Origin of the sequence: Streptomyces sp. M41, assembly GCF_043673425.1 — a bacterium.
GTDB lineage: Bacteria > Actinomycetota > Actinomycetes > Streptomycetales > Streptomycetaceae > Streptomyces.
This window is the reverse complement of record NZ_JBIMKE010000013.1, coordinates 12,214-31,631: the sequence shown is the minus strand read 5'-3', so window position 1 is coordinate 31,631 and position 19,418 is coordinate 12,214. Positions and strand designations below refer to the sequence as shown.

The following is a 19,418-nucleotide window of genomic DNA, read 5'->3' as shown; positions in this document are numbered from 1 at the left end:
TCATAGTGACGCGTGATCGAAGACGGGCGGTTGCCGGGGGCAGGCAGTAGTGCAAGCCAGCCGTGCATGCCGGAGATGCATGCCGGTTTGCCCGGAAGTTGTGCTCCCTGTCGCCCCACGCCGTTTGACCTGCACGAACCGGCCTCGCAAAGATCTTACGAGTTAGTCGGGGCGCGGGCGCCACCTGAGGGAACGGGGTAGCAGTGAAGACGGACGAGAGCAGTGGACGGCACCTGCGCAAGGGCGGAACGGGAGGACCGGACGCCGTCGGACCAGGCCCCATGAGAAGGGGCGTCGGCAGCCGCGTAGGGTCCGGAGTACTGGGCATTCTGGTCTTTCTCCTCGGACTGATCCTTGTAGGTGTGGGCTATATGAAAGGCCCCGACAAGGTGTCCGGCGGTACGCAGGGGACCATCATCGTCGAGCAATGCCGCGAGGAGGCTTACGGGGATGACGTGGAGTGCTCCGGCAGCTTCCGATCCGATGACGGCAAGGTCCGTCACGACGTGGAGGACTTCGCGCCCGGTGCGGCTTACCACAAGGGGGAGAAGGTGGAGGCGGTGGCGTACGACTCGGACTCGTTCAGCCGCGGCACCTTCGCGTCGTTCTACGTCGAGGCGGTGCAGAACTGGTGCGTCGCCGCTTCGATGTTCGGCGTGGCGGTATTCCCATTGAGCTCCGCCTTCCGTTCCGCGAGTCGGCCCATGCGGGGCGGGACATTCATCACCGGCCTCGGTCTGCTCTTCGGCGGTCTGCTGGGTTGTGGGCTCTGTGTGCTGGTGAACTCATGGTTCATGTAGAGATTTTTTGGGGCCGGAGCACCAAGTGGTTGGCGTTGGTGCCGGGTGAGGCTTGTCAGTGGCGGGTGACCACGATGGCCACGTGATCGTGGAGAGGAACGGCGTACTGGCCGACCCTGCACGGCTGTTGTCCGCTGACCCTGGGGGTGGTGCGCGAGCTCCTCGCCGCCGAGGGCGACGGGGAGAGTGTGGGTCGCGGAGTCTTCCTTCAGGCCGAGGCGATCTTCGGCAGGCGGACGTGGCGTCGGCCGAATTCGCCTCATGGCCGCACTTCGCGGCCAAGGTGACAGGCCATGACGACTACGCCGAGCGGATCGCGGAGGCCGAACCCGGGATGCCCTGGCGGACGGTCCGGGCGTGGTGGCGGCCGGCCAACTGGTTCCTGGCCCACCCGAGTCTTAACGGCGACTATTTCCAGGTCGACAGCCGCGCGCACGAGGCCGAGAGCTCATCGAAGCCGTCGACGGCAACCGCAGTCGCATCTGCCGCGACGGGTCCGTGCGCACATGGAGCCGACTCGACGGTCCGACCCGCTTCACGCTCGCGCCGGACCGCAGGTGTTCCGGGATGGGATGGACGAGCTGGATCCGGGGCTGTTCGATCCGAAGACGCCGGGCGGTGTACTGGAGTGCGTACCGGTACTTGGTGTACGGACGGGTGTGGGCGTTCGGACCGGTACTGGTCCGTCAGACCCGGTCGTCGAAGTTGTAGTCCTCGAAGACCCTTTGCCAGCCCTGTGTCTGGTAGGCCTCGGGGTCGATGAGGTGCAGCCAGTGGCGTAGGTCCGACTCCGTGTCCTCGATCGACCAGTCGGAGCCGCGCCACCAGAAATAGAGGCGGACCATTGCGGCGAACTGGGCGAGACTGCTTCCGGCCAGCTCGTCTTCGATCCCCGACCAGCCATCCTGCAGCACGCGCCCGTCCTGGCCGTCGAGGAGGAGTTGCGCACCCTGCCAGGTGCCGAGGGAGAAGTACGTGGAGCCCGTCTCGGCCGGTTTATCGAACGGCTCGGCGACCGCGTGCAGGTCGGTGTCCTCAAGGCCGGTTGTGTCAAGTTCGAGCAAGCCGGTGACACAGGGAAAGCCGACTTCGGCGAGGAAGGCGCGCGCGTCGCTGTCGGTGAGGCCGGCCGGCAGGGTCTCCTGCGGGAACCGTTTGACTGCCGCGGATCCGAAGATGTCCGCCAGCCAGTCGGTCGTAGGCGCCAGGGCCTGGGCGGGAAGGTCGGCCCGGGCAAGTGTCGTGTCGGTGGCCACCAGATGCTTGAGCAGGCCCGGTGCGTCCTCGTGTCCGCCGCTCTGGTTGATCTCGACCACGCACACCCCGTCCATGGTGGCCAGAGCGATGTGACGGCCCGAGCGCGTGCCTCGACGGACGTATTCGGGCATGCGGGGCAGGTCGACGTCGCCGCTGAGGGCTCCGGCAGGGCGCCACCCCTTGGGCCCCTGGTTGGCGTGCGTCTCGCCGGAGGCGTCCGCGGCCTCACCGGGCTCGTCGCGGGACGCGCCCGTGGTCAGGTCCCAGGTGCCGATGTGGTCGTGGCGTGTGCGGGCTGTGACCACATCGCCGGTCGGGGTGTGCACAATCTGGAGGGTCCGGACGATCGGGCGCCTGACCACTGCGTCCGTGCTGAACACGCCGGCACCGACACCTTCGGCCCAGAGCGTCCGCCAGGGCAGAGCCACGGGGCCGGCCGCCGACAGGAGCCGATCGGCGGCCGGTGCCTCCGTCGGCCCGGCCTGCATCAGGGCCAGATGCAACAGGGCCAGCCACTCCCCCTGGGACGACGGCTGAACGCCACGGCGCGCCAGGTAGTGGAGGCGGGCCCCGGCGCTTCCCTGCGGGATGGGTCGTCCGTGGAACGCGGCCTCGAACGCCTCGAAGAGCGACTCGTGGCCGACCCCCGCGACTGCTGCCGTGTCCTGGAGGAATGCCTCGAACCGGTCGGCCGCCGCCGCGTGACCGGCCAGGGCGCGCTCGGCGTACCAGCGTGTCGCCTCCGTGGCGTCTGCGGCCGACAGCGCGGTGACTACGCGTGCGTGCCAGGAGTTGGCCTCCTCGGCGGGCATCCGCGTACGCAGATGCCGGGCCGCTGGCTCCTGCTTGAAGGCGATGAGGGGAGTGCCCGGCCCGTCGTCCGTCCGGTGGATCCAGTCCCCGACCACCGGATCGTCGAGCAGCGACTCCAGCCGGGACTCGGGGATGCCCCGGCCGAGGGCGGAGCAGAGCAGGGACCACACGGGCAGGGGAACGAAGGGGTGCTCGGCCAACGCCAGCGCATCGAGGGCCGACGACAGGGTGGCATCCCTGCCCGCCTCCGCGAAGGCGGGCATGCTCTCGAAGCCCCCCTGCAGGGTGAGATGCCGTCCGCCCAACTCGTCAGCCCTGCCCGGGGCATCGTCGACTTCGACCAGCAGGCGCATCCGCAGCCCGCGCGGATGGAACGTGATCAGCGCGCGTGTCACCCGATCGAGGACACGCTCCGGTTCGCGAGAGGTGCGCAGCCGGCCCGCCCACTGCGTGTTTGAGAGCACGATCAGAGGGTCGTCCTTGATCCGGCGGGCCACAGTGCCGAAGTTGTCCTTGAAGGAGTCGGGGGCGGAAATGCCAAGACCTTTCGCCACCTCCCGGGCCACCTCCTCCGCCGACCTGCCGGCGCAGTCGACGTGGACCGCGGCCGGGTGACGGGCAACGACCTCGCCCAGCAGCGCCGTTCTGCCGCTGCCCGATCGTCCGCCGATCCACAGCCAGGCACTTGCTTCGTGGGGCTGGTCGATCCACTGCAGCGCACTATCCAGCGCGAGTTCCGCAGCGACCTCATCCGGGTTTGGGGTGGTGCTCATGCGTCAGGTCTTTCCTACCGAGTCGTGTCTATGCAGGGCTTTTCGGCGTTGGCAAGGCGTACGCCACAAGGATATCTGCGACCTTGTTCAAGTGATCTTGGAAATCGACTTCAATGGCCTGCGCCGCATTGTTCACGCCCTCGCGTGGATCGTTGAACGGTTCGACCTGTTCGCCCTTTCGGTAAGCCGTGGCATAGGTCGTCCCCATCTCCTCCGGCAGGTAAGCGCGGATATAGCCTCCGCAGTCCGCGTGCCCCTTCGACTCGGAAGGGTGACCACACGGCTCCCGCTCCGTGTACAGGTGCGTGGGGACAAGAGGATTCTGCCCATTGGCGGCGCGGTCCTCGTTGAGGCGCTCGATCCAGCCGCCCAAGTGTGGTTCGGAGTGGTCGGGTCGTGGTCCCACGTAGCTGAACGAGCTGTCAGCCACGTAGTGCGTCTGCTTGGTATCCGGGTCGTATACCTCCATGACGGCGAAGTTGCGCCCAAGGAAGTTCGGTTTCATGTCCTTGGTGGCGGCAATTACCTGATCGACCACGTCCTCGTCGTACGTACTGTCGAGGTAGTGGCGGGTGCGCTGTGCAGGGGTGGCGGACTGGGCATCGGAGCCGACCACTTCGGAGAAGGGCTTGCCATTCGCGGCCGCGACCGCGGCCCTTGAGTGCCGAAATTTCTCGGCGTCGTTGCCCTGGAAGTTCTTCTGCCGATTTTCGTCGCGCGGCCGGTGTGCCTCTCGATTCTCTGTGGCGTTCTCCGACTCCGACCAGTGGTAGGCGGACTGATCGCCCTCGCGCCGGTACGGACTGGCGCCCACACCCTGGTTCATGTGGAAGTGATTGCTCAGACGTGCCAGAACACCCACTGCCGCGGCCTGCTGGCCTCGGCTGAGATCGTTGAAGCCCGTGATGCGGTTGGCGAGGTCCTCGCGGCTCCAGGTCGTGCCGTTTCTGCTCCCATTGAGCAGGTCGCGCAAACCGGCGTTGTCGTTGTTCGCGAAGTTCCGAAGCGTATTGTAGACGGGCTCCAGGTCGATCTGCCTGATGTCCCGGTGAGCCCGGAAATCCCTTTGCGCCTGGTCACCGAGGACGCCGTAGTGCGTGTGATTCGGTTTCTGGTCTTCCTCGAAGGCTGAGGAGCCCAGGCGCTCGGGAGTGTTCCCCGTGTTGGGCTTGTCACCCTCGTCGTCCGGGGCTCCCTTTGTCTCGTCGGGATCGATTCCGGCGGGTTCGTCGGGTGCTCTGCGGTCGGCGTCCGTGGGAGTCTCGGATGCCGTGCGCCGCGGCTCCGTACCGTCATCGGCGCGCTGGTCGGGCGTCACCGGCTGCCGGTCCGAGTCCAGCGGAATCGCGAAAACTCCGTTGTCCCCACTGTGCAGCGGCTTCGAACTCCGCTGTCCCGTCTGGGCGTCGATGTACGTGATCTTGCCGTTGTGGTTGACCGCGTTCCACGCGTGGGCCCGTCCGTTGGCGTCCCGCGTGATGATGACGGCCTGCGAGCCGTGGCCGCTGTTGCGGAGGGTGTTCTCCAGGCGGTTGAAGGCGTCGCGTCCGTTGCCCATGTCGCTGAAGCGGGCGCCGAGGGTGTTCTCGATACGGTCGCGGCCGCCCTTCTCGCCGCGGTCAGAGGGGTTGCCGTCCGCGTCCAGGTCCGGGGTGCGCGCCCCGGCGGCCGTGGGGTTGCCGGCATAGGTGTCGACCGTGGACAGGGCTGTGTCGACGCAGTTGTTGTTGCGGCCGGGGGCGTCGCGTCCTTCGCCGTTGATGCGCTCGACCCAGCGGCCGTCCGCCGGGTCCGGCGGCCGGGTCGGGTCGCCGTTCTCGTCCCGGGGGACCGAGTTCTCCAGCGCGTCCTGCTCGGCGCGGGTGGGGTCGGTGACGCCACCCGGGGGGTTGGTGTTGCGGGTCTCCGAGGCCGGAGTCGGGGGTTCCTTCGGCTTCGGGTTGTGTGAGGGGTCCTGCTGGTTGGGAGTGGCGGGAGTGGAGTCCGGGGTCTGGGAATTCGGCTGATGCGGCTGGTTGCCCGGCACCTGGGTCACGTGGTGGATCGGGACCGGAGTGACCTGTTGCTGTTGCTGTTGCTGGTTCGGGGTGTTCGCCGGGGGCTGTTGGGTGTTGGGCTGCGGGCCCGGCTGGTTCGGGGTGTTCGGGGTGTTCGGCGTGCTGCCCGCGGGCTGGTGGGGTGGTCTGTTGGGGGTGGTGCCCGGGTTGGGTTGGTTCGGAGTGCCGGGCGTGTTCTGGGACGAAGGGGGCGCAGTGTTGCCGGGCGTCGAGGCGCGCTCGGGGCCGGTGCCGGGCGACGTGGAGGGAGTCGACGCGTGAGCACTGGTGGAGGGCGTGGCGGCCCGGGGAGGAGTCGACTGCGCCGGGTTCTGGTTCGGCGTTGCCGAATTCGGGTTCTGGTTCGGGGCGGTCGTACTCGGGTTCTGGCCGGGGGTGTTGGTACGGCTGCCGCCGGTCGAGTCCGTGCCGTTGCGGGGACTGGTGCTGTCACCGGGGGATGTGGTGCCGGGGTTGCTGCGGGGCGGCGTGCGGTCGCCAGGTGTCGTACCGGGGTTGTTGCGGGAGGCGGTGCCGTCGTTCGGGGGCGTGTTCCCAGGGGTGTTGCGAGACGCCGTGCCGTCCCCCGGGGTAGCCGTCCCGGGGCTGTTGCGAGGTGGAGTGCGGTCGCCGGGTGTCGCAGCGGCGGGGGTGTTCCGCGGCGTGCTGCCGTCACCCGGGGTCGCCGTACCGGGCCGCTGGGCCGGTATTCGACCGTCCGGCGTGCCCTGGGTGCCGGGCGCACGACCGTCCCCCGCGCCCGGAGCTCGCCCCTCCGGCGTCGAGGCGGGCCGGCCCCCCGGCGTTGCGGAAGGCGTGCTGCCCGGCGTTGAGGTCGTAGTGCCCGGCGTCGAGGCAGGCCCACTCCCCGGCGTCGCAGCCGGTGTACTCCGAGGCGCCGTCGAAGGCGTCGCGCTCGGAGTGGAGGCAGGCCCGGTACCCGAGGCGGAGGGCGCGCCGGGCGTACCGGCGGAAGGATTCCTCGCTGGGGCGGAGTTGGCGTTCGGGCTCGTGGCGGACGGTGTGCTGCTGCCGCCGGAAGCGGCGCCCGGGCTGTGCGCCCCACCCGTAGGCGCACCCGCGGCGGTAGGACCTGTGGGCGACGTCGGCATCGCCGAGCCGCCGTCCGAACGGCCACCTGAACCGGAAGGAGACGAGTCGGTGGCCGGCGCCGGAGCGGCGTTGGACTGCGTGGGCGCGGTGGCGGCCAGGCCGTCGATCTGCGTGCCGATCGACCCGCCCCCCGACGAGGAGGACGTACTGCCCGACGACGGGCTGCCGGACGAGGGCGCGGACTGCGGGCTCGGGGACGACAGGCCGGATACGCCGGAACCGCCACCGGAACCCGAGGGCCCGGAGGTGCTCGGCGTGCCGGATGAACCGTTGGAGCCGGGGGAGTTGGACGACGGGCCGCCCGGCGAGGGGTCGTCGAAGTCGGGCAGGGACGAGCTGGACGGCGCCACCGTCGGCCTCGAATACGGCGTGTCCGAGGAACTCGGATTCTGCCCGGATCCGGGGTTGGATCCGGAGTTGGAACCGGACCCCGAGCCGGAGTCGGGACCCGCCCCCACATCCGGTCCACCGACGTCATTGCCGCCGGTGTCGGCCGATATCCCGCTGCCTATGTTCGCGCCCGGCCCGTTGCCGTTGCCTGAACGCGACGACGTCGACGAGTCGGACGAGTTCGACGACCCGGAGGCCCCCGACGAACCGGACTCCGAGGAAGAGGACGAAGAACTGGAGCCGGAGCTTCCAGAGCCGGAGCCCTCGCTGCCGCTGCCGCTGCCGCCGTCCCCGCTCCCGTCGGCCCCGGCACCGCTGTTGCTCCCCGGCGTCCCGGACGGCCCGTTGTACCCGTCGATCCGGCTGTCGATCGCATGGTGGAAGCGATCGCCGCCCTTCTTGCCCAGGCTGTCACGAACACCCTCGGCGAAGGTCTGCGGGCTCTGCTTCAGGGCCTCCAGCCCCGCCGTGCCGCCGGCCTTCATGGTGGCGCCGATGTCGTAGCCCTCCTGGGCGCCGAAGCCGACGTTCACCGTCTGGCGGACGAGGTCGGTGATCATCGCCTCGATCGCCGAGATCGCAGGTTCCTTCATGGTCTCGATGAGTGCCTCGAGCAGCGCCTTCTTGAGCTCGTCGAGGATGCGGCGCACGATGAGGCGGGCCGCCTGGGTGGCGCCCATTCCCGCTACCGAGGACAGACCGAAGGTGAAAGGCGCTGCGGCAGCCGCGGCGGCGATCTGGATGGCCAGGGCGATCAACTGGGCGATCACCGCCCACTTGGCGAACTCGACGAGGTAGGCGCACGTCTCCATCACGTTCGCGATGAGGAAGGCGGCCTCGGCGGCGTTCCGGAGGTAGCCGTCGCCACCGCCCCCGCCGTCGAACTTCTCGTACGTCTTCGTGAACTTGTCGATGGACTCGCCGGCGTTGTGGGCGGTCACCGTGCGGGCGCTGGTGTTCGCCTTGGTGTGCAGCTCGGTGACGTCCTCGCCGAACTTGCGCCACAGGGCGGCCGAGTCTCTGAGCTTGTCCTCGTCTGCCGTGGGCCATTTGTAGCCCAGCATCTGGAGAACCCATTCGAGTTCGTCCGGCAGCATCATCGACACAGCAGAAAGCACCCCCGTCAGACAGCACGGCCGTACAACCTCCCTCACCAGCCGAGGGAAATCACACAGGAGTACAGCCGTCCGCAAAGTTTACGGACTCAGCTGTCGATCACTTCAGGTGTTTGCTGTCACAAGTCCGTTGCAGGTCGCCACTGTTGTCGGCAGCGTCCGGCCGAGCGTGCGAAAGAGCGGCCGACCAGCCGGTCATTGTGTACGGCCCCGAGTGCGCTGCCGGTGTCCCGTGACGTCGGGTCGGCCGATGTGGCCCCCGGCGCGTTCGGACTCACCGAGCCAGAGGTGCGGTACGTACCGCTGGACCGCCGAGACCAGGTCCTGTCGGCAGGGAGCGGGGAAGGGGAGCCGGTGGCGCAGGCGGGGCAGGCCGGGGTGCAACGGCTCCTCGTCGCGCACGAGGGTCCACAGGACGGGGTCGTCCCGGTCGATCGGGCCGGTCGGGAACAGTTCGAGGGAGTAGACCTTCTGGCTTCGCCCGACCTTGCTCCAGTACAGCCCGACTCCGGCCAGGTCCTGCCAGGGGATGACGTTGCGAAGCCTTCCGTTCTCGACCCACAGGCCCGTGGCGTCGACGAGGATCCTGGCGCGACGGTTCGCCCAGTTGGCGAGGAACAGGAAGACGCCGAGCGCACCGAGCAACAGCATGAACACCAGGCCCACGTAGCCCGCAGGGTTGGACTCCCCCTTCTGGTTCCCGGTAGCAACCACGACCGCGCCGACAGCGCCGACCGCGCCCAGCGCGATGAGCAGGACGGAGCAGGGAAGCCCGGTCATGGCGCCGCGACGGCCGGTCCGTATGACCGTGGCGTCGGGTGCGGGGGAGGGCGTGTGCGAAGGCAACATGGTGCGTGAGCCTAGCGAATTGACCTACGCTGCCTCCTCATGACGACGCACGGCCGGGAACGCGGCGGGGAACAGGTGCAGACGCAGCTGCGGGGCGGCGAGGGCGGCCATCCGGTTTCGGCGCCCGGGGTGGACGAGGTCCGGGCGAGTTTCCAGAGGCAGGCGGACCCCGGGTTCGCGCGGCAGCGGTCGCAGCAGGCGCGCAGTGCTCGCGGTGGGCTCATGACCGTCGGGGCGCTGGTGGCCCTGGTCTGCCTCGTCGTGATCGTGGGTCGCCTCGACAGCGGTACGCAGGCGGGGGTTGGGACCGCGATGTACTGCGGGAGTCTGGCTTCCGCCGGCCTCAGCGTGGAGTTGGCGCGCCGCGCCCGCACCCGCCTGGCCATGATGGCCGTCATCCTCGCGGCGGCGGGCGCGTCGCTGGCGGACGCGATGCCCTGACTCGCTCGATTCCGGTCAGGGCGTGCGGCCGACTCGGATCAGACCTTGGTGAAGCACAACGTGTAGTCGAATCCCCGGCTGTTGCGGTACTGAATGCCGTAGTCGTACTTTGCCGAGCACTCCTGGTCCTGGCCGGGGAGCAAGGCACCCGTCTTGTACTCGGCCTCGGGCGAGCCGCAGTCGACGACCGTCGGCAGCGGTTCGCCCTGAGGGTCGGCGACCTTCACGCAGTCGCCGATCTCGGGGTCGTGCGTCTTGGCCTCCTCGGCCGCGGCGGATGCCGAGGCCTCAGCCTTCGCCTTGCCGCCGGTGGGACTGGTGTTGTAGTCCCAGACGTAGTAGGCCAACCCACCGAAGACCGCCACGACGACGACAGCGGCCTTCACCATCCGCAGCACACCTCCCGGCTGCGGGCGCTGAGGCCCGCGCGGCGACTGCGGCTGCGGCGGCTGCGGCGGGTAGCCGTACGGTTGCTGCGGCTGACCGTACGGCGGTTGCGGCTGCTGCCCGTACGGCTGATTCGGATACTGCGGTGGAGGCGTCGACATGCCCGGGAACCCCGTAATTGACTGAATGTTAAATGAACTGGCGTAGGTCAATGCGAAGTTGACCCGGCGCAGGCTATCCCCCGGCGTCGGCCGGGATCCCACCGGGTCAGAAGTACGGCACAGGCCGGCGGTTCTTGCCTCCCTACGTGACGGGAGATACTTCAGGTGTCGAGAGGCGACGAGAGGCAGCGACATGACGAGGCAACCCGAGAACTCATCCAACCCGCAAGGCGCTTCGCACGACCGCGGTGTGCTTGACGAGGCACTCGAACCCGAGCAGATTCGCTCCCTGAACTCCGCCCTGCGCAAGCTCTCCGAGTCGGATGCCGCGGGCAAGGACCTGCAGGAGGCGGCCAAGAAGCTGCTCTCCGGCCGCACCGCCCTGCGCGATGCCATGGACGACCCCGCGGTGTCCCGAGCGCTGGGCGGAGGCCTGTCCTCCCTGCGCGGACAGTGGGAGTCGCTCTCGGAGGAGGACCGCGACCGGATCAGGCACGGTGAGCCGCTCACCGACGGCCCCGCCTCCGGCTCGTCCGAGCCGAAGCGGGCGCAGGGCGAGGACTCCCAGTCGGGGAAGAAGAAGCAGGGGCGCCACAGCGGCGGGTTCTCGCTGTACTGATCGATCGGACGACGCGGACCAAGGGAACGGCCTCCGGGGGGCCTGCGGGCGGCCCACGCAGGGCTACGCGCGGCCCACGGACGGCCAAGTCGCCGGCACGGCACCGCTCACGCCCGTCGCTGCCTCCGGTACAACGCGATGGCCGCCCCGGTCGGGTAGTTGGGCACACGCGGCTGCCCCGGTCAGAACAACCCGTGCCACATCTGCTCGACGATCAGAGACCACCACGTCTCCGCGTTCCCCAGCGCGGACGCGTCCACGGCCACCAACTGCTCCTGCAGGGCCGCCACTTCCGCGCCGGCCGCGACCGGGTCCAGACCCTCGAGCCGCTGTCGCGCGCCGGCGAGCAGCGCCAGGGAGCGCGCGAAGGCGGCGACCGAGACGTTGACGTAGCGGGCCTCGGCCGTGACCGGGTCCACCGCCCACAGCGCACCGAGACCGTCCGGCTGCCCAGTCCCCGGCCGGCACTGCACCGCGATGACCGCGACGCCGTCGAAGCCGATCCGGACCAGGTACGACAGGGCGCCGATCTTCTCCTCACCGGCCGGGCTGCGGCGCTCACGCAGATTCGTGGCGACGTCGGTCAACAGGCCACCGGCCGGCGGCGCGTCGGACCGGTCGGCGGTGAAGAACAACGGGAGGTCGGCGGGCAGCCCCGCCCAGGTGAGCGTCGCCCCGGCGGTCTCCGGAAGCGCGCTGCCGGAGATGTCGTCGGCGTCGAAGCGACGGACGCCGTCCTCGCCGAAGACCTCGACGAGATGCCGGCCCAGAGCCACGTCCCGCATCGGCTCCGCGGGCGTCACCTGCGTGGGAACCGGCAGGCGGTGCGGACGGGGCGGCGGCTGCTGACCGGCGATCCGGTGCATCGTCTCCACCTGCTCGACCAGCGCCGAGATGCCTTCCGCCCGCGCCTCGGGACGCGCCCCGTAGGTCTGTGAGCAGGACAGCTGGGCGTTGCGGAAGGTGTTGAGGAGCTCGGCCGTGTAGCCGCCGGGCAGCAGGCTGGGACGCAGGTCGGTGTGGACGGCCAGGACGTTCTCGGTGGGTACGTTCATCCGCCGCAGCTCGGCCCACGCCTGGTACTCGGCCGGGGGCAGGCCCGGGGCGGAGGTGCGGAAGAGGGTGGTCTCCTCGCCGTTCACCGGGTCCGTGTAGGTGAAGACAGCGGTGTTGCCGGGACCGGTGACCGGACGGGCGCCGCTCTCGGGCGTGCCCGCGCCCGGCCCCGCCCCGTGCTTCTGCCGGTACATCCGCACGACCTCGTCGACCGGCACCGACGGCCAGACCGTCAGCTCGCCGGTACGACGGTCCACGACCCCGCACGCGTTGCCGATGTCGGCAGGCGGCCGTCGCTCCCCGGTCTCCGGGTCAAGCTCGGGCTGCGCAGGCGCCGCCCACACGACCCAGCCCAGGTCGAACTCCTGCGTCCGCACCTCGCGGCGCGGCTCCGCGGAGCCTTCCGGGTTGAGCCATCGGTCGGCGATGGCGAGCGCCTGCTCCTGGCTGGTCACGGGGAGGCTCCTTGGAAGTCGTTCGGCTGTGGGTGCCTACGAGGCTATCCCCGAGCCCGCCGCGCGCACACGGAGGGCCTTCGCCCCGCGCTCGGTGGCGAGGACGAGGATGCCGTCGGGGGACAGGTCGGCCGCGGTGAAGGGCGTGTCGGCGATCAGCGCCGCCACGATCTCCTGGTCCGCCCGGTCCCAGACCCGCAGGTAGTCGGCCCCACGGCTCAGACCCAGCGGGGCGGCGGCTCGTTCCTCCTCCGAGGGAAGAAGAACCTGCTGAGGATCGGCGTCTTCCAGCGACGGATCAGGCTGTGCGAGGCCGTGCACGAGCACCGCGGAACCGGACTCGCCGCCGGGGGCACCGACCAGCCGCGCACCAGGTGTGCCCGCGGGGACCACCAGTACGGCGACCGGCGTGGCAGACCCGTCGGGGCGAGGCAGGCTGCCGACGGTCACGGCGCTGACGCCGGACACGGACAGGCTCCACAGCGTCCGCCACGGCAGTTCCAGCCCGAGCCGCTGGTGTATCGCCTCGGCGTACTCGGGCAGGCCGTCCTCGACGAACGCGGTCTCCAGCAGGGCGGCACGCAGCGGGGCCGGTGCCTGCGTGCGCGTGAGCAGGGGCGCCGTACGCAGGTACGTACGGGCGGGCGGCCCCAGCTCCCCCGGCGGTACGGCCTCGACGGCGGCGCGCAGGGGCACGGGGTCGGCGTGGACGAACAGCGCCGGATCCGTGAGGAGTTGGGGGAGCAGCCCGGCCTCCAGGGTGTGGCCGGCGATGTGGTCGCGGACGTAGGGGTCGGCCTTGCTCCAGTCCTGCTCGGGCACGGCCTCCAGCAGGGCCATGGCGATCCGGGTCTGGGCGGCGGCCACATTCGGCAGACCGGCGCGGATCTCGTCGCCGACGGCCGGGTGCCACAGCCGGAGCAGCGTACGCCCGCCGTCACCCCCCTGGCCATCCTCCTCCGCCTCCGCGACCTGTTCCTCGGGCTGCACGAAAGGCCCGGCGAGCAGCATCCCGTCCGCCATGGCGGGGCCCATGTCCCGCTCGGCGACCGCGCTCGCCAGCCGCGCCCACAGTTGGACCGGGATGCCCTCACCCTCCGCGAGGGCGAGCGGGGCCAGCATCAGCCGCAGCGTCTGCGGGTCTGTGCCCAGGCGCTCGGCGTGCAGGTCCAGGGCTTCACCGACGGACGTCGGCAGATACCTCTCGTCGGCCGGGTCGAAGCCCTCCGGAGCCATCAGGACGCAGTTGACGGTGAGTTGCACGATCAGCGGGCTGGTCCCGGCCCGGCGGGCGACGGCCGCCCCGACGGCGAGACGGGCGGCGGGGTCCACGGTGAACGGCAGCTCGGGTGCCCCGAACTGCGGATTCAGTGCCGCATGGGCATGTCGCACCAGGCCCTCCGGGTCGGCCCATTCCGCGTCGTCGAGGTCGATGACCTGCACGGTTCCGGGCGCCACGGACGCGGCCAGCTCGGCGGCCAGCGGACGCGGCACCTCGGCCAGCAGCCGGACCGTCTCCGTGGCGGCCAGCCGTGCGAGCACCTCCCGCACCAGCCGTGCGGCCTCGTCGGCCGCCCTGACCGGGCCGGCCCGGTCGACGTCGGGTACGACGACGGTCACCGGCTCGTCGCGGGCGGCCAGTTCGGCGTACACCTCCTCGACGCTGGTGGCGCTCAACTCGTAGTGGTCGGCGAGCAGCCACAGGACCTGGGCCGCGGTCAGTCCCTCGGGGGCCGGTACCGCAGGAGTCGGCAGGTCGGGTGGGACCGTCGACGGATCCATCTCGTCCAGGGGCAGCCGCCGCCGGTACTCCGGCTCGCACAGCATCAGAAACCCGGTGAGCAGCCGTGAACGCCCGCTGCCGGAGCTGCCGGTGAGCACGACCACGCGTGGGGAGCCGGGCGCGGCTCCACGCCAGGCGGCGAGCGCGCGCAGCGCGGCGGTCCGGCCGCCTATATGGGGGTGCGGTGCGTAGTCCTCGGTCGAGCCGGCCATGGGTCCCCGTCCTCCGCCGTCGCGGACGCCTTCACGTACGACCCCGATCCTAGGCGCCGGACCTGCGGCCGGGGCGAGCGGAGGGCGTCACAGCGAAGTCCAGGCTCCCTGCGGGGACGGCCTACTCGGCCGCCGTCACCCCGCCCCCGCCCGGCGCCGGCTCCAGATCGAACTCCCCGTCCCGCGCCCCCAGCACGAACGCCCGCCACTCCGCCTCGGTGTACCGCAGCACGGTGCCGGGGTCCAGGGACGACCGCATGGCCACGGCGCCCTCCGGCAGATACGCGATCTCGACGCGCTCCTCGTGCTCCTCGGTGCCCGGCGCGCAGTGCCACTCGACGCCGGAGATGTCGAGGGCGTACAGCTCGTCCCGCTCCCGCTCCTTGCGCGCCTTGATGTCCTCGGCCTGAGTCCCGACCTCGTTGTTGCGTGCCTCGGTCATGCCGCTGGGCCTCTCCCTGACGTGCGAACGGCGTACGTGGGTCAGCCTACTTGTGTCGGCGGCCCCGCACGTGCCCGTCGGGGATCAGAGGTCCTGGCGCGGCCGCAGACTGGTGCGCACGACGCCGGTCGGCACCTCCACCTGACCGTCGTACTCGGACATCGTCCGCTGCCAGATGGCGTCCTGCTCGGCCTCGTTCTTCTCGTGCGCCACGCCCATCTTGGTGAAGGCGACGCCCATGCCGGCGATGCGCTCGGCCAGGCTGGCCATCGACTCGTACATGCCGTCGCGCAGGCCCTCGTAGACGACGCCGAACTTCTCGCCGATGTCGTCGTCACCCCACGGCGGGGTGTCGCCCTTCTCCAGCGCGGTCAGTCCGGTCTGCAGGGTCGTCACGGCCTTGGCGAAGTCCACGCCGACGCCGAACATGTGAAAGCCCTCGGTCTTGAGGACCTCAGGGTCGGAGTCCATGTAGTCCGACGGCACAACTGCCCCCCGTGGCTCGTCTCTTACGTCGTACGTTCACTCTAACGGGGACGCCTGGCCGAGCCCCAGCCCCTCACCTGGGCAACGGAGAGGGGCGGCACCCGCGCGGGTACCGCCCCTCCAGCCGCAGCCGCAGCCGCAGCCGTCAGAACCGGTTAGGCAGCCACCCCGTCTGGATCAGCTGCCCACCACGCCGACGCGTGTGGAAGTACCCACGCCCCGGCGGCAGTTGCGTCGCCGTGATGTTGCCGAGCAGCGCGCCCTCCGACCGGTCGCCGGAGAGCACCACGCCCTGCGCGCCGAGCTCGCGCATGCGCTGCATGACCGGCTCGTACAGTGACCGGCTCGCACCGCCCGAGGCACGGGCGATGATGATGCGCAGGCCGATGTCGCGGGCGAACGGCAGGTACTCCAGGAGCGGCGCCAGCGGGTTCACGCCGGTCGCCACCAGGTCGTAGTCGTCGACGATGACGAACGCGTCCGGGCTGCTGTACCAGCTGCGGTTGCGCAGCTGCTCGGGGGTGACGTCCGGGCCCGGCATACGGCGGTTCATCGAACCCGCCAGACCCTCCAGCGTCTCCGTCAGAGCCGGCGCCGAGGCGCAGTAGCGCGACAGATGCGACTCCGGCACACCCTCCAGATGGGCGCGGCGGTAGTCACCCATGACGATCTTCGCCTGGTCCGGCGTGTACCGCTCGGTGATCTGCTTGACCAGCAGCCGCAGCATCGCGGACTTACCGGACTCGCTCTCACCGAACAGGATGAAGAGCGGGTCGGTCTCGAAGTCGACGAAGACCGGCGACAGCGAGGACTCGTCGATGCCGATGGCGACACCGCGGTCCGGGTGCTCGAAGCCCTTCGGCAGCCGGTCCGCCGGCATCATCGTGGGCAGCAGGCGGACGGCCGGGGCGTGGTTGCCCTGCCAGTTGTCGTTGATGCCGCCGATGAGGATCGACGTAGCCTCGGACAGGTCGTCCGTCTCCGACGAGCCGTCGACCCGGGGCAGCGCCGCCATGAAGTGCAGCTTGTCCTGGGTGAGACCACGGCCCGGCACGGTCGCGGGGACGTTCTGGGCGACCTTGCGGTCGATCTCCGACTCCGTGGGGTCACCGAGCCGGAGCTCGATGCGGTTCTGGAGCATGTCCTTGAGCGCCGGACGCACCTCGGTGTAGCGGCTCGCGGTCAGGATCACGTGCACACCGAAGCCGAGGCCACGCGTGGCGATCTCGGTGACGGTGGACTCGAGCATCTCGTAGTCCGTCTTGAAGGTGGCCCAGCCGTCGATGACGAGGAAGACGTCACCCCAGACCTGGTCGGGCAGCTGGCCCGCGGCCCGGCGCTGACGGTAGGTCTGCACCGAGTCGACGTTGTTGGTACGGAAGTACTCCTCGCGCGCGTTGAGGATCCCCTCGACCTCGCTGACCGTACGGCGCACCTTCTCGGCGTCGAGACGGTTGGCGACCCCGCCGACGTGCGCCAGCTCCTCCATCGAGATCAGGCTGCCGCCACCGAAGTCCAGGCAGTAGAACTGCACTTCGGACGGCGTGTGGGTGAGCGCGAACGACGAGATGAGCGAGCGCAGCAGCGTCGACTTGCCGGACTGCGGACCTCCGACGAACAGACCGTGACCCGCACCGCCGGAGAAGTCCCGGTACAGCACGTCACGCCGCTGCTCGAACGGCTTGTCCACCAGGCCGACCGGGACGTTGAGCCGGCCGAGCGCCGTGTAGTCGGGCGCGGTGAGGCCCCGCTCCGGGGTGACGGCGAGCTGGGGGAGGAGCTGCTCCAGCGAGGGCGCCTCGTCCAGCGGGGGGAGCCACACCTGGTGGGCGGGCGGACCCTGGTTGATCATCCGGCTGACGAGGACGTCCAGCACGGTGTCGGCGAGCGCGTCGTCCACCCGGTTGTCGGGCTCGGGCTCCTCGATCACCGGCTGCGGGGGCAGCGCCACCTGCTCCGCCGTGAACAGCGCCGGACGCAGCTGCGTCGAGCGGCTCACCCGGGACGGGCCCTCACCGTGGTACGGCCCCGACACATAGGCGGCCTTGAAGCGGACCATGGTGTCGGTGTCGTAGCGCAGGTAACCGGAGCCGGGGATCGACGGCAGGTGGTAGGCGTCCGGGACACCGATCGCCGTACGCGACTCGGCCGCGGAGAAGGTCCGCAGACCGATTCGGTACGACAGGTACGTGTCCAGGCCGCGCAGCTTGCCTTCCTCCAGGCGCTGCGAGGCCAGCAGCAGATGGATGCCCAGCGACCGGCCGATACGACCGATCTGGATGAACATGTCGATGAAGTCGGGCTTGGCGGTGAGGAGTTCGGAGAACTCGTCGAGCACGATCACCAGCGAGGCCATCGGCTCCAGCGCCGCGCCCGCCGCCCGGGCCTTCTCGTAGTCGTGCAGGTTGGCGTAGTTGCCCGCCGAGCGCAGCAGCTCCTGACGGCGCTGCGTCTCACCCATGATCGAGTCACGCATACGGTCGACGAGGGTGAGGTCGTCGGCGAGGTTGGTGATGACGGCCGCGGTGTGCGGCATGTCCGCCATACCGGCGAAGGTGGCGCCACCCTTGAAGTCCGCGAGGATGAAGTTCAGCGTCTCCGAGGAGTGCGTCACCGCGAGACCGAGCACCAGCGTGCGCAGCACCTCTGACTTGCCGGAACCGGTGGCGCCGACGCACAGACCGTGCGGGCCCATGCCCTCCTGCGAGGCCTCCTTGAGGTCCAGCATCACCGGCTCGCCGCTCTCGCCGACACCGATCGGCACCCGCAGGCGCTCGTGCAGCGTGCGCGGACGCCAGGTACGGGACACATCGACGGTGCCCGCGTCGCCGATGCCCATGAGGTCGGTGAAGTCCAGGTTGGACAGCAGGGGTTCGCCCTCCTCCGCGGAACCCACCCGGAAGGGGGCCAGCTGCCGCGCGAGGGACTCGGCCTGCGCCACGTTGAGAAGGTCCGGCTTGCCGCTGTACGCGGACTCATGGCCGACGAACAGCCGCATCCGGTCCGGCTTCGCGTAGATCGTCAGACCCGCGCGCAGCTCGTCCTCCAGTTCGCCGGGGGCGATCTCCAGGAAGGTGACGCCCTGAAGGCCGTCGGAGCTGGCCAGTTCGGAGTCCGGCGGAACGGTGCCGCCGTCCAGGACCACGATCAGATGCGGCTGGTCGTAGACCGGGTTCGCCTCACGGTTCCAGCGGGGCCGGTCGTCCAGCTGGTCCGCCAGTGCCTCCTCCAGCTCGCCGAGGTCGTCGAAGAGGAGCCGGGTCGAGCCCGCGCCGTCCTTCACCTTCGGGTGCTGGCAGTGCGGCAGCCACTTGATCCAGTCCCAGTCCGCCGTGGCCGAGGGATGCGCCACCACGGCGATCATCAGGTCCTCGGGCGAGTGCAGCGTCGCCAGCTGGGCCAGCGCCGCACGGGCGTTGCCGTAGACCGTGTCGGTCTCTCCGCACACCGTCACGTGGTAGAAGGCGCGCAGCGAGACGGCGACCGGCAGGTCGGCCAGGCTCCCGTGCGCGTCGAGGAACGCCTTCATGGCCGCCGCGGTCAGCGGCTCCAGCTCCTCCTTCGGTGCCGTTTCCGGGGCGACCAGCGGGGTGTTCAGCTGCTGTACGCCGCGGCCGATCCGCACGGACGCGAAGTCCGCGTCGGTCGGGCGCCGCTCCCACAGCCGCTTGCTGTCCGCCGCCACCGCCCACAGCTGCTCGGGGTCGGGGTGCTGGAACAGCTGGCTCTGCCGCTGGAGTTCCGCGGTCTTGTGCACGTCCTTGCGGACCTGCTCCAGATAGCGGAAGTAGTCACGCCGGTCCTGCGCCATGCCCGCGCCGCCGCCCTGCCGGGCCTTGGCGAACTGGGCGATGGCCATCGCCACGGTCGAGGCGAGCATCAGCCCGCCGACCACCCTCATATAAGGGGGCAGGCTGGGCATGAAGAAGAAACCGACGGAACCCAGCATGCCCATCATGGGCAGCAGGTTCATCAGCATGCCCTCGTCGGCCTCGCGCGGGATCTCGGGCGGCGTCTCGAGTTTGACCTCGCCGTCCGGGACCGCCGGTGGCACTATCCGCGGTGGCCGCTTGATGATGACGACGCTCACCGATGCACTCATCCTTAGCGATTGATACGTCCTGGCACCGACGCCCCCGTGTACCGCGACGTGTTCTCGTTCGCGTAGGCGTCGTTCGCGTAGACGACGATCCTACTGATGCGCATGGTGCCCGAGGGAGGCAGGCGCAT

14 protein-coding genes are annotated in these 19,418 nt (G+C 70.0%); 5 read left to right on the top strand and 9 right to left on the bottom strand.

Going from position 1 to position 19,418, the window contains the following annotated elements:
- Positions 1-203 precede the first annotated feature (203 nt).
- A complete protein-coding gene (locus ACHBTE_RS17965) occupies positions 204-800 on the top strand; it encodes a hypothetical protein (protein WP_394724908.1) in 597 nt (198 codons plus the stop codon).
- Between the two features lie 686 nt (positions 801-1,486).
- Here the strand turns inward: ACHBTE_RS17965 and ACHBTE_RS17960 are convergent.
- Positions 1,487-3,643 (bottom strand): SUKH-4 family immunity protein, encoded by a 2,157-nt coding sequence (locus ACHBTE_RS17960; protein ID WP_394724907.1) that lies wholly within the window; start codon positions 3,641-3,643, stop codon positions 1,487-1,489.
- 28 nt (positions 3,644-3,671) lie between these two features.
- Positions 3,672-5,678 (bottom strand): toxin glutamine deamidase domain-containing protein, encoded by a 2,007-nt coding sequence (locus ACHBTE_RS17955; protein ID WP_394724906.1) that lies wholly within the window; start codon positions 5,676-5,678, stop codon positions 3,672-3,674.
- A gap of 298 nt (positions 5,679-5,976) precedes the next feature.
- On the opposite strand from ACHBTE_RS17955, the gene ACHBTE_RS17950 reads away from it, so the two are divergent.
- Both ACHBTE_RS17950 and ACHBTE_RS17945 read left to right on the top strand, forming a co-directional pair.
- Positions 5,977-7,686 (top strand): hypothetical protein, encoded by a 1,710-nt coding sequence (locus ACHBTE_RS17950; protein ID WP_394724905.1) that lies wholly within the window; start codon positions 5,977-5,979, stop codon positions 7,684-7,686.
- Positions 7,687-7,734: 48 nt separating this feature from the next.
- Positions 7,735-7,980 (top strand): hypothetical protein, encoded by a 246-nt coding sequence (locus ACHBTE_RS17945; protein ID WP_394724904.1) that lies wholly within the window; start codon positions 7,735-7,737, stop codon positions 7,978-7,980.
- A gap of 512 nt (positions 7,981-8,492) precedes the next feature.
- Here ACHBTE_RS17945 and ACHBTE_RS17940 read toward each other — a convergent pair.
- The gene (locus ACHBTE_RS17940) at positions 8,493-9,146 is read right to left on the bottom strand and encodes a hypothetical protein (protein ID WP_394724903.1); all 654 of its coding nucleotides are present in this window, start codon (positions 9,144-9,146) and stop codon (positions 8,493-8,495) included.
- 39 nt (positions 9,147-9,185) lie between these two features.
- Here ACHBTE_RS17940 and ACHBTE_RS17935 point away from each other — a divergent pair, with 39 nt between their 5' ends.
- Complete coding sequence (locus tag ACHBTE_RS17935; RefSeq protein WP_394724902.1) at positions 9,186-9,587, top strand: hypothetical protein; 402 nt, start codon at positions 9,186-9,188, stop codon at positions 9,585-9,587.
- 38 nt (positions 9,588-9,625) lie between these two features.
- Here ACHBTE_RS17935 and ACHBTE_RS17930 read toward each other — a convergent pair whose 3' ends face one another.
- Positions 9,626-9,976 (bottom strand): hypothetical protein, encoded by a 351-nt coding sequence (locus tag ACHBTE_RS17930; protein WP_394724900.1) that lies wholly within the window; start codon positions 9,974-9,976, stop codon positions 9,626-9,628.
- Positions 9,977-10,385: 409 nt separating this feature from the next.
- Between ACHBTE_RS17930 and ACHBTE_RS17925 the strand changes: the two genes are divergently transcribed.
- Positions 10,386-10,754 (top strand): hypothetical protein, encoded by a 369-nt coding sequence (locus ACHBTE_RS17925; protein ID WP_394724899.1) that lies wholly within the window; start codon positions 10,386-10,388, stop codon positions 10,752-10,754.
- Between the two features lie 182 nt (positions 10,755-10,936).
- Here the strand turns inward: ACHBTE_RS17925 and ACHBTE_RS17920 are convergent, their stop codons facing one another.
- The 5 genes from ACHBTE_RS17920 to eccCa all read right to left on the bottom strand — a co-directional run bounded on the left by ACHBTE_RS17920 (position 10,937) and on the right by eccCa (position 19,278).
- Positions 10,937-12,265: an SUKH-4 family immunity protein gene (locus tag ACHBTE_RS17920; protein ID WP_394724898.1), complete on the bottom strand. Its 1,329-nt coding sequence runs from the start codon at positions 12,263-12,265 to the stop codon at positions 10,937-10,939.
- Positions 12,266-12,301: 36 nt separating this feature from the next.
- Positions 12,302-14,260 carry an ATP-binding protein gene (locus ACHBTE_RS17915; protein ID WP_394724897.1) on the bottom strand — a complete coding sequence of 653 codons (1,959 nt, stop codon included), beginning with the start codon at positions 14,258-14,260 and terminating at the stop codon, positions 12,302-12,304.
- A gap of 121 nt (positions 14,261-14,381) precedes the next feature.
- Positions 14,382-14,702 carry a DUF397 domain-containing protein gene (locus ACHBTE_RS17910; protein ID WP_394724896.1) on the bottom strand — a complete coding sequence of 107 codons (321 nt, stop codon included), beginning with the start codon at positions 14,700-14,702 and terminating at the stop codon, positions 14,382-14,384.
- Positions 14,703-14,786: 84 nt separating this feature from the next.
- Positions 14,787-15,173, bottom strand: a complete 387-nt coding sequence (locus ACHBTE_RS17905) for a hypothetical protein (protein WP_394724895.1) — start codon at positions 15,171-15,173, stop codon at positions 14,787-14,789.
- A gap of 160 nt (positions 15,174-15,333) precedes the next feature.
- The gene (eccCa, locus tag ACHBTE_RS17900; protein ID WP_394724894.1) at positions 15,334-19,278 is read right to left on the bottom strand and encodes a type VII secretion protein EccCa; all 3,945 of its coding nucleotides are present in this window, start codon (positions 19,276-19,278) and stop codon (positions 15,334-15,336) included.
- Between the last annotated feature and the right edge of the window lie 140 nt (positions 19,279-19,418).

What these genes read in the sequence shown, in the direction of transcription:
- ACHBTE_RS17960 (WP_394724907.1), bottom strand. Translation starts at nt 3,643, where the DNA reads ATGAGCACCACCCCAAACCCGGATGAGGTCGCTGCGGAACTCGCGCTG.
- ACHBTE_RS17940 (WP_394724903.1), bottom strand. Translation starts at nt 9,146, where the DNA reads ATGTTGCCTTCGCACACGCCCTCCCCCGCACCCGACGCCACGGTCATA.
- ACHBTE_RS17935 (WP_394724902.1), top strand. Translation starts at nt 9,186, where the DNA reads ATGACGACGCACGGCCGGGAACGCGGCGGGGAACAGGTGCAGACGCAG.
- ACHBTE_RS17930 (WP_394724900.1), bottom strand. Translation starts at nt 9,976, where the DNA reads ATGGTGAAGGCCGCTGTCGTCGTCGTGGCGGTCTTCGGTGGGTTGGCC.
- ACHBTE_RS17915 (WP_394724897.1), bottom strand. Translation starts at nt 14,260, where the DNA reads ATGGCCGGCTCGACCGAGGACTACGCACCGCACCCCCATATAGGCGGC.
- ACHBTE_RS17910 (WP_394724896.1), bottom strand. Translation starts at nt 14,702, where the DNA reads ATGACCGAGGCACGCAACAACGAGGTCGGGACTCAGGCCGAGGACATC.
- ACHBTE_RS17905 (WP_394724895.1), bottom strand. Translation starts at nt 15,173, where the DNA reads ATGGACTCCGACCCTGAGGTCCTCAAGACCGAGGGCTTTCACATGTTC.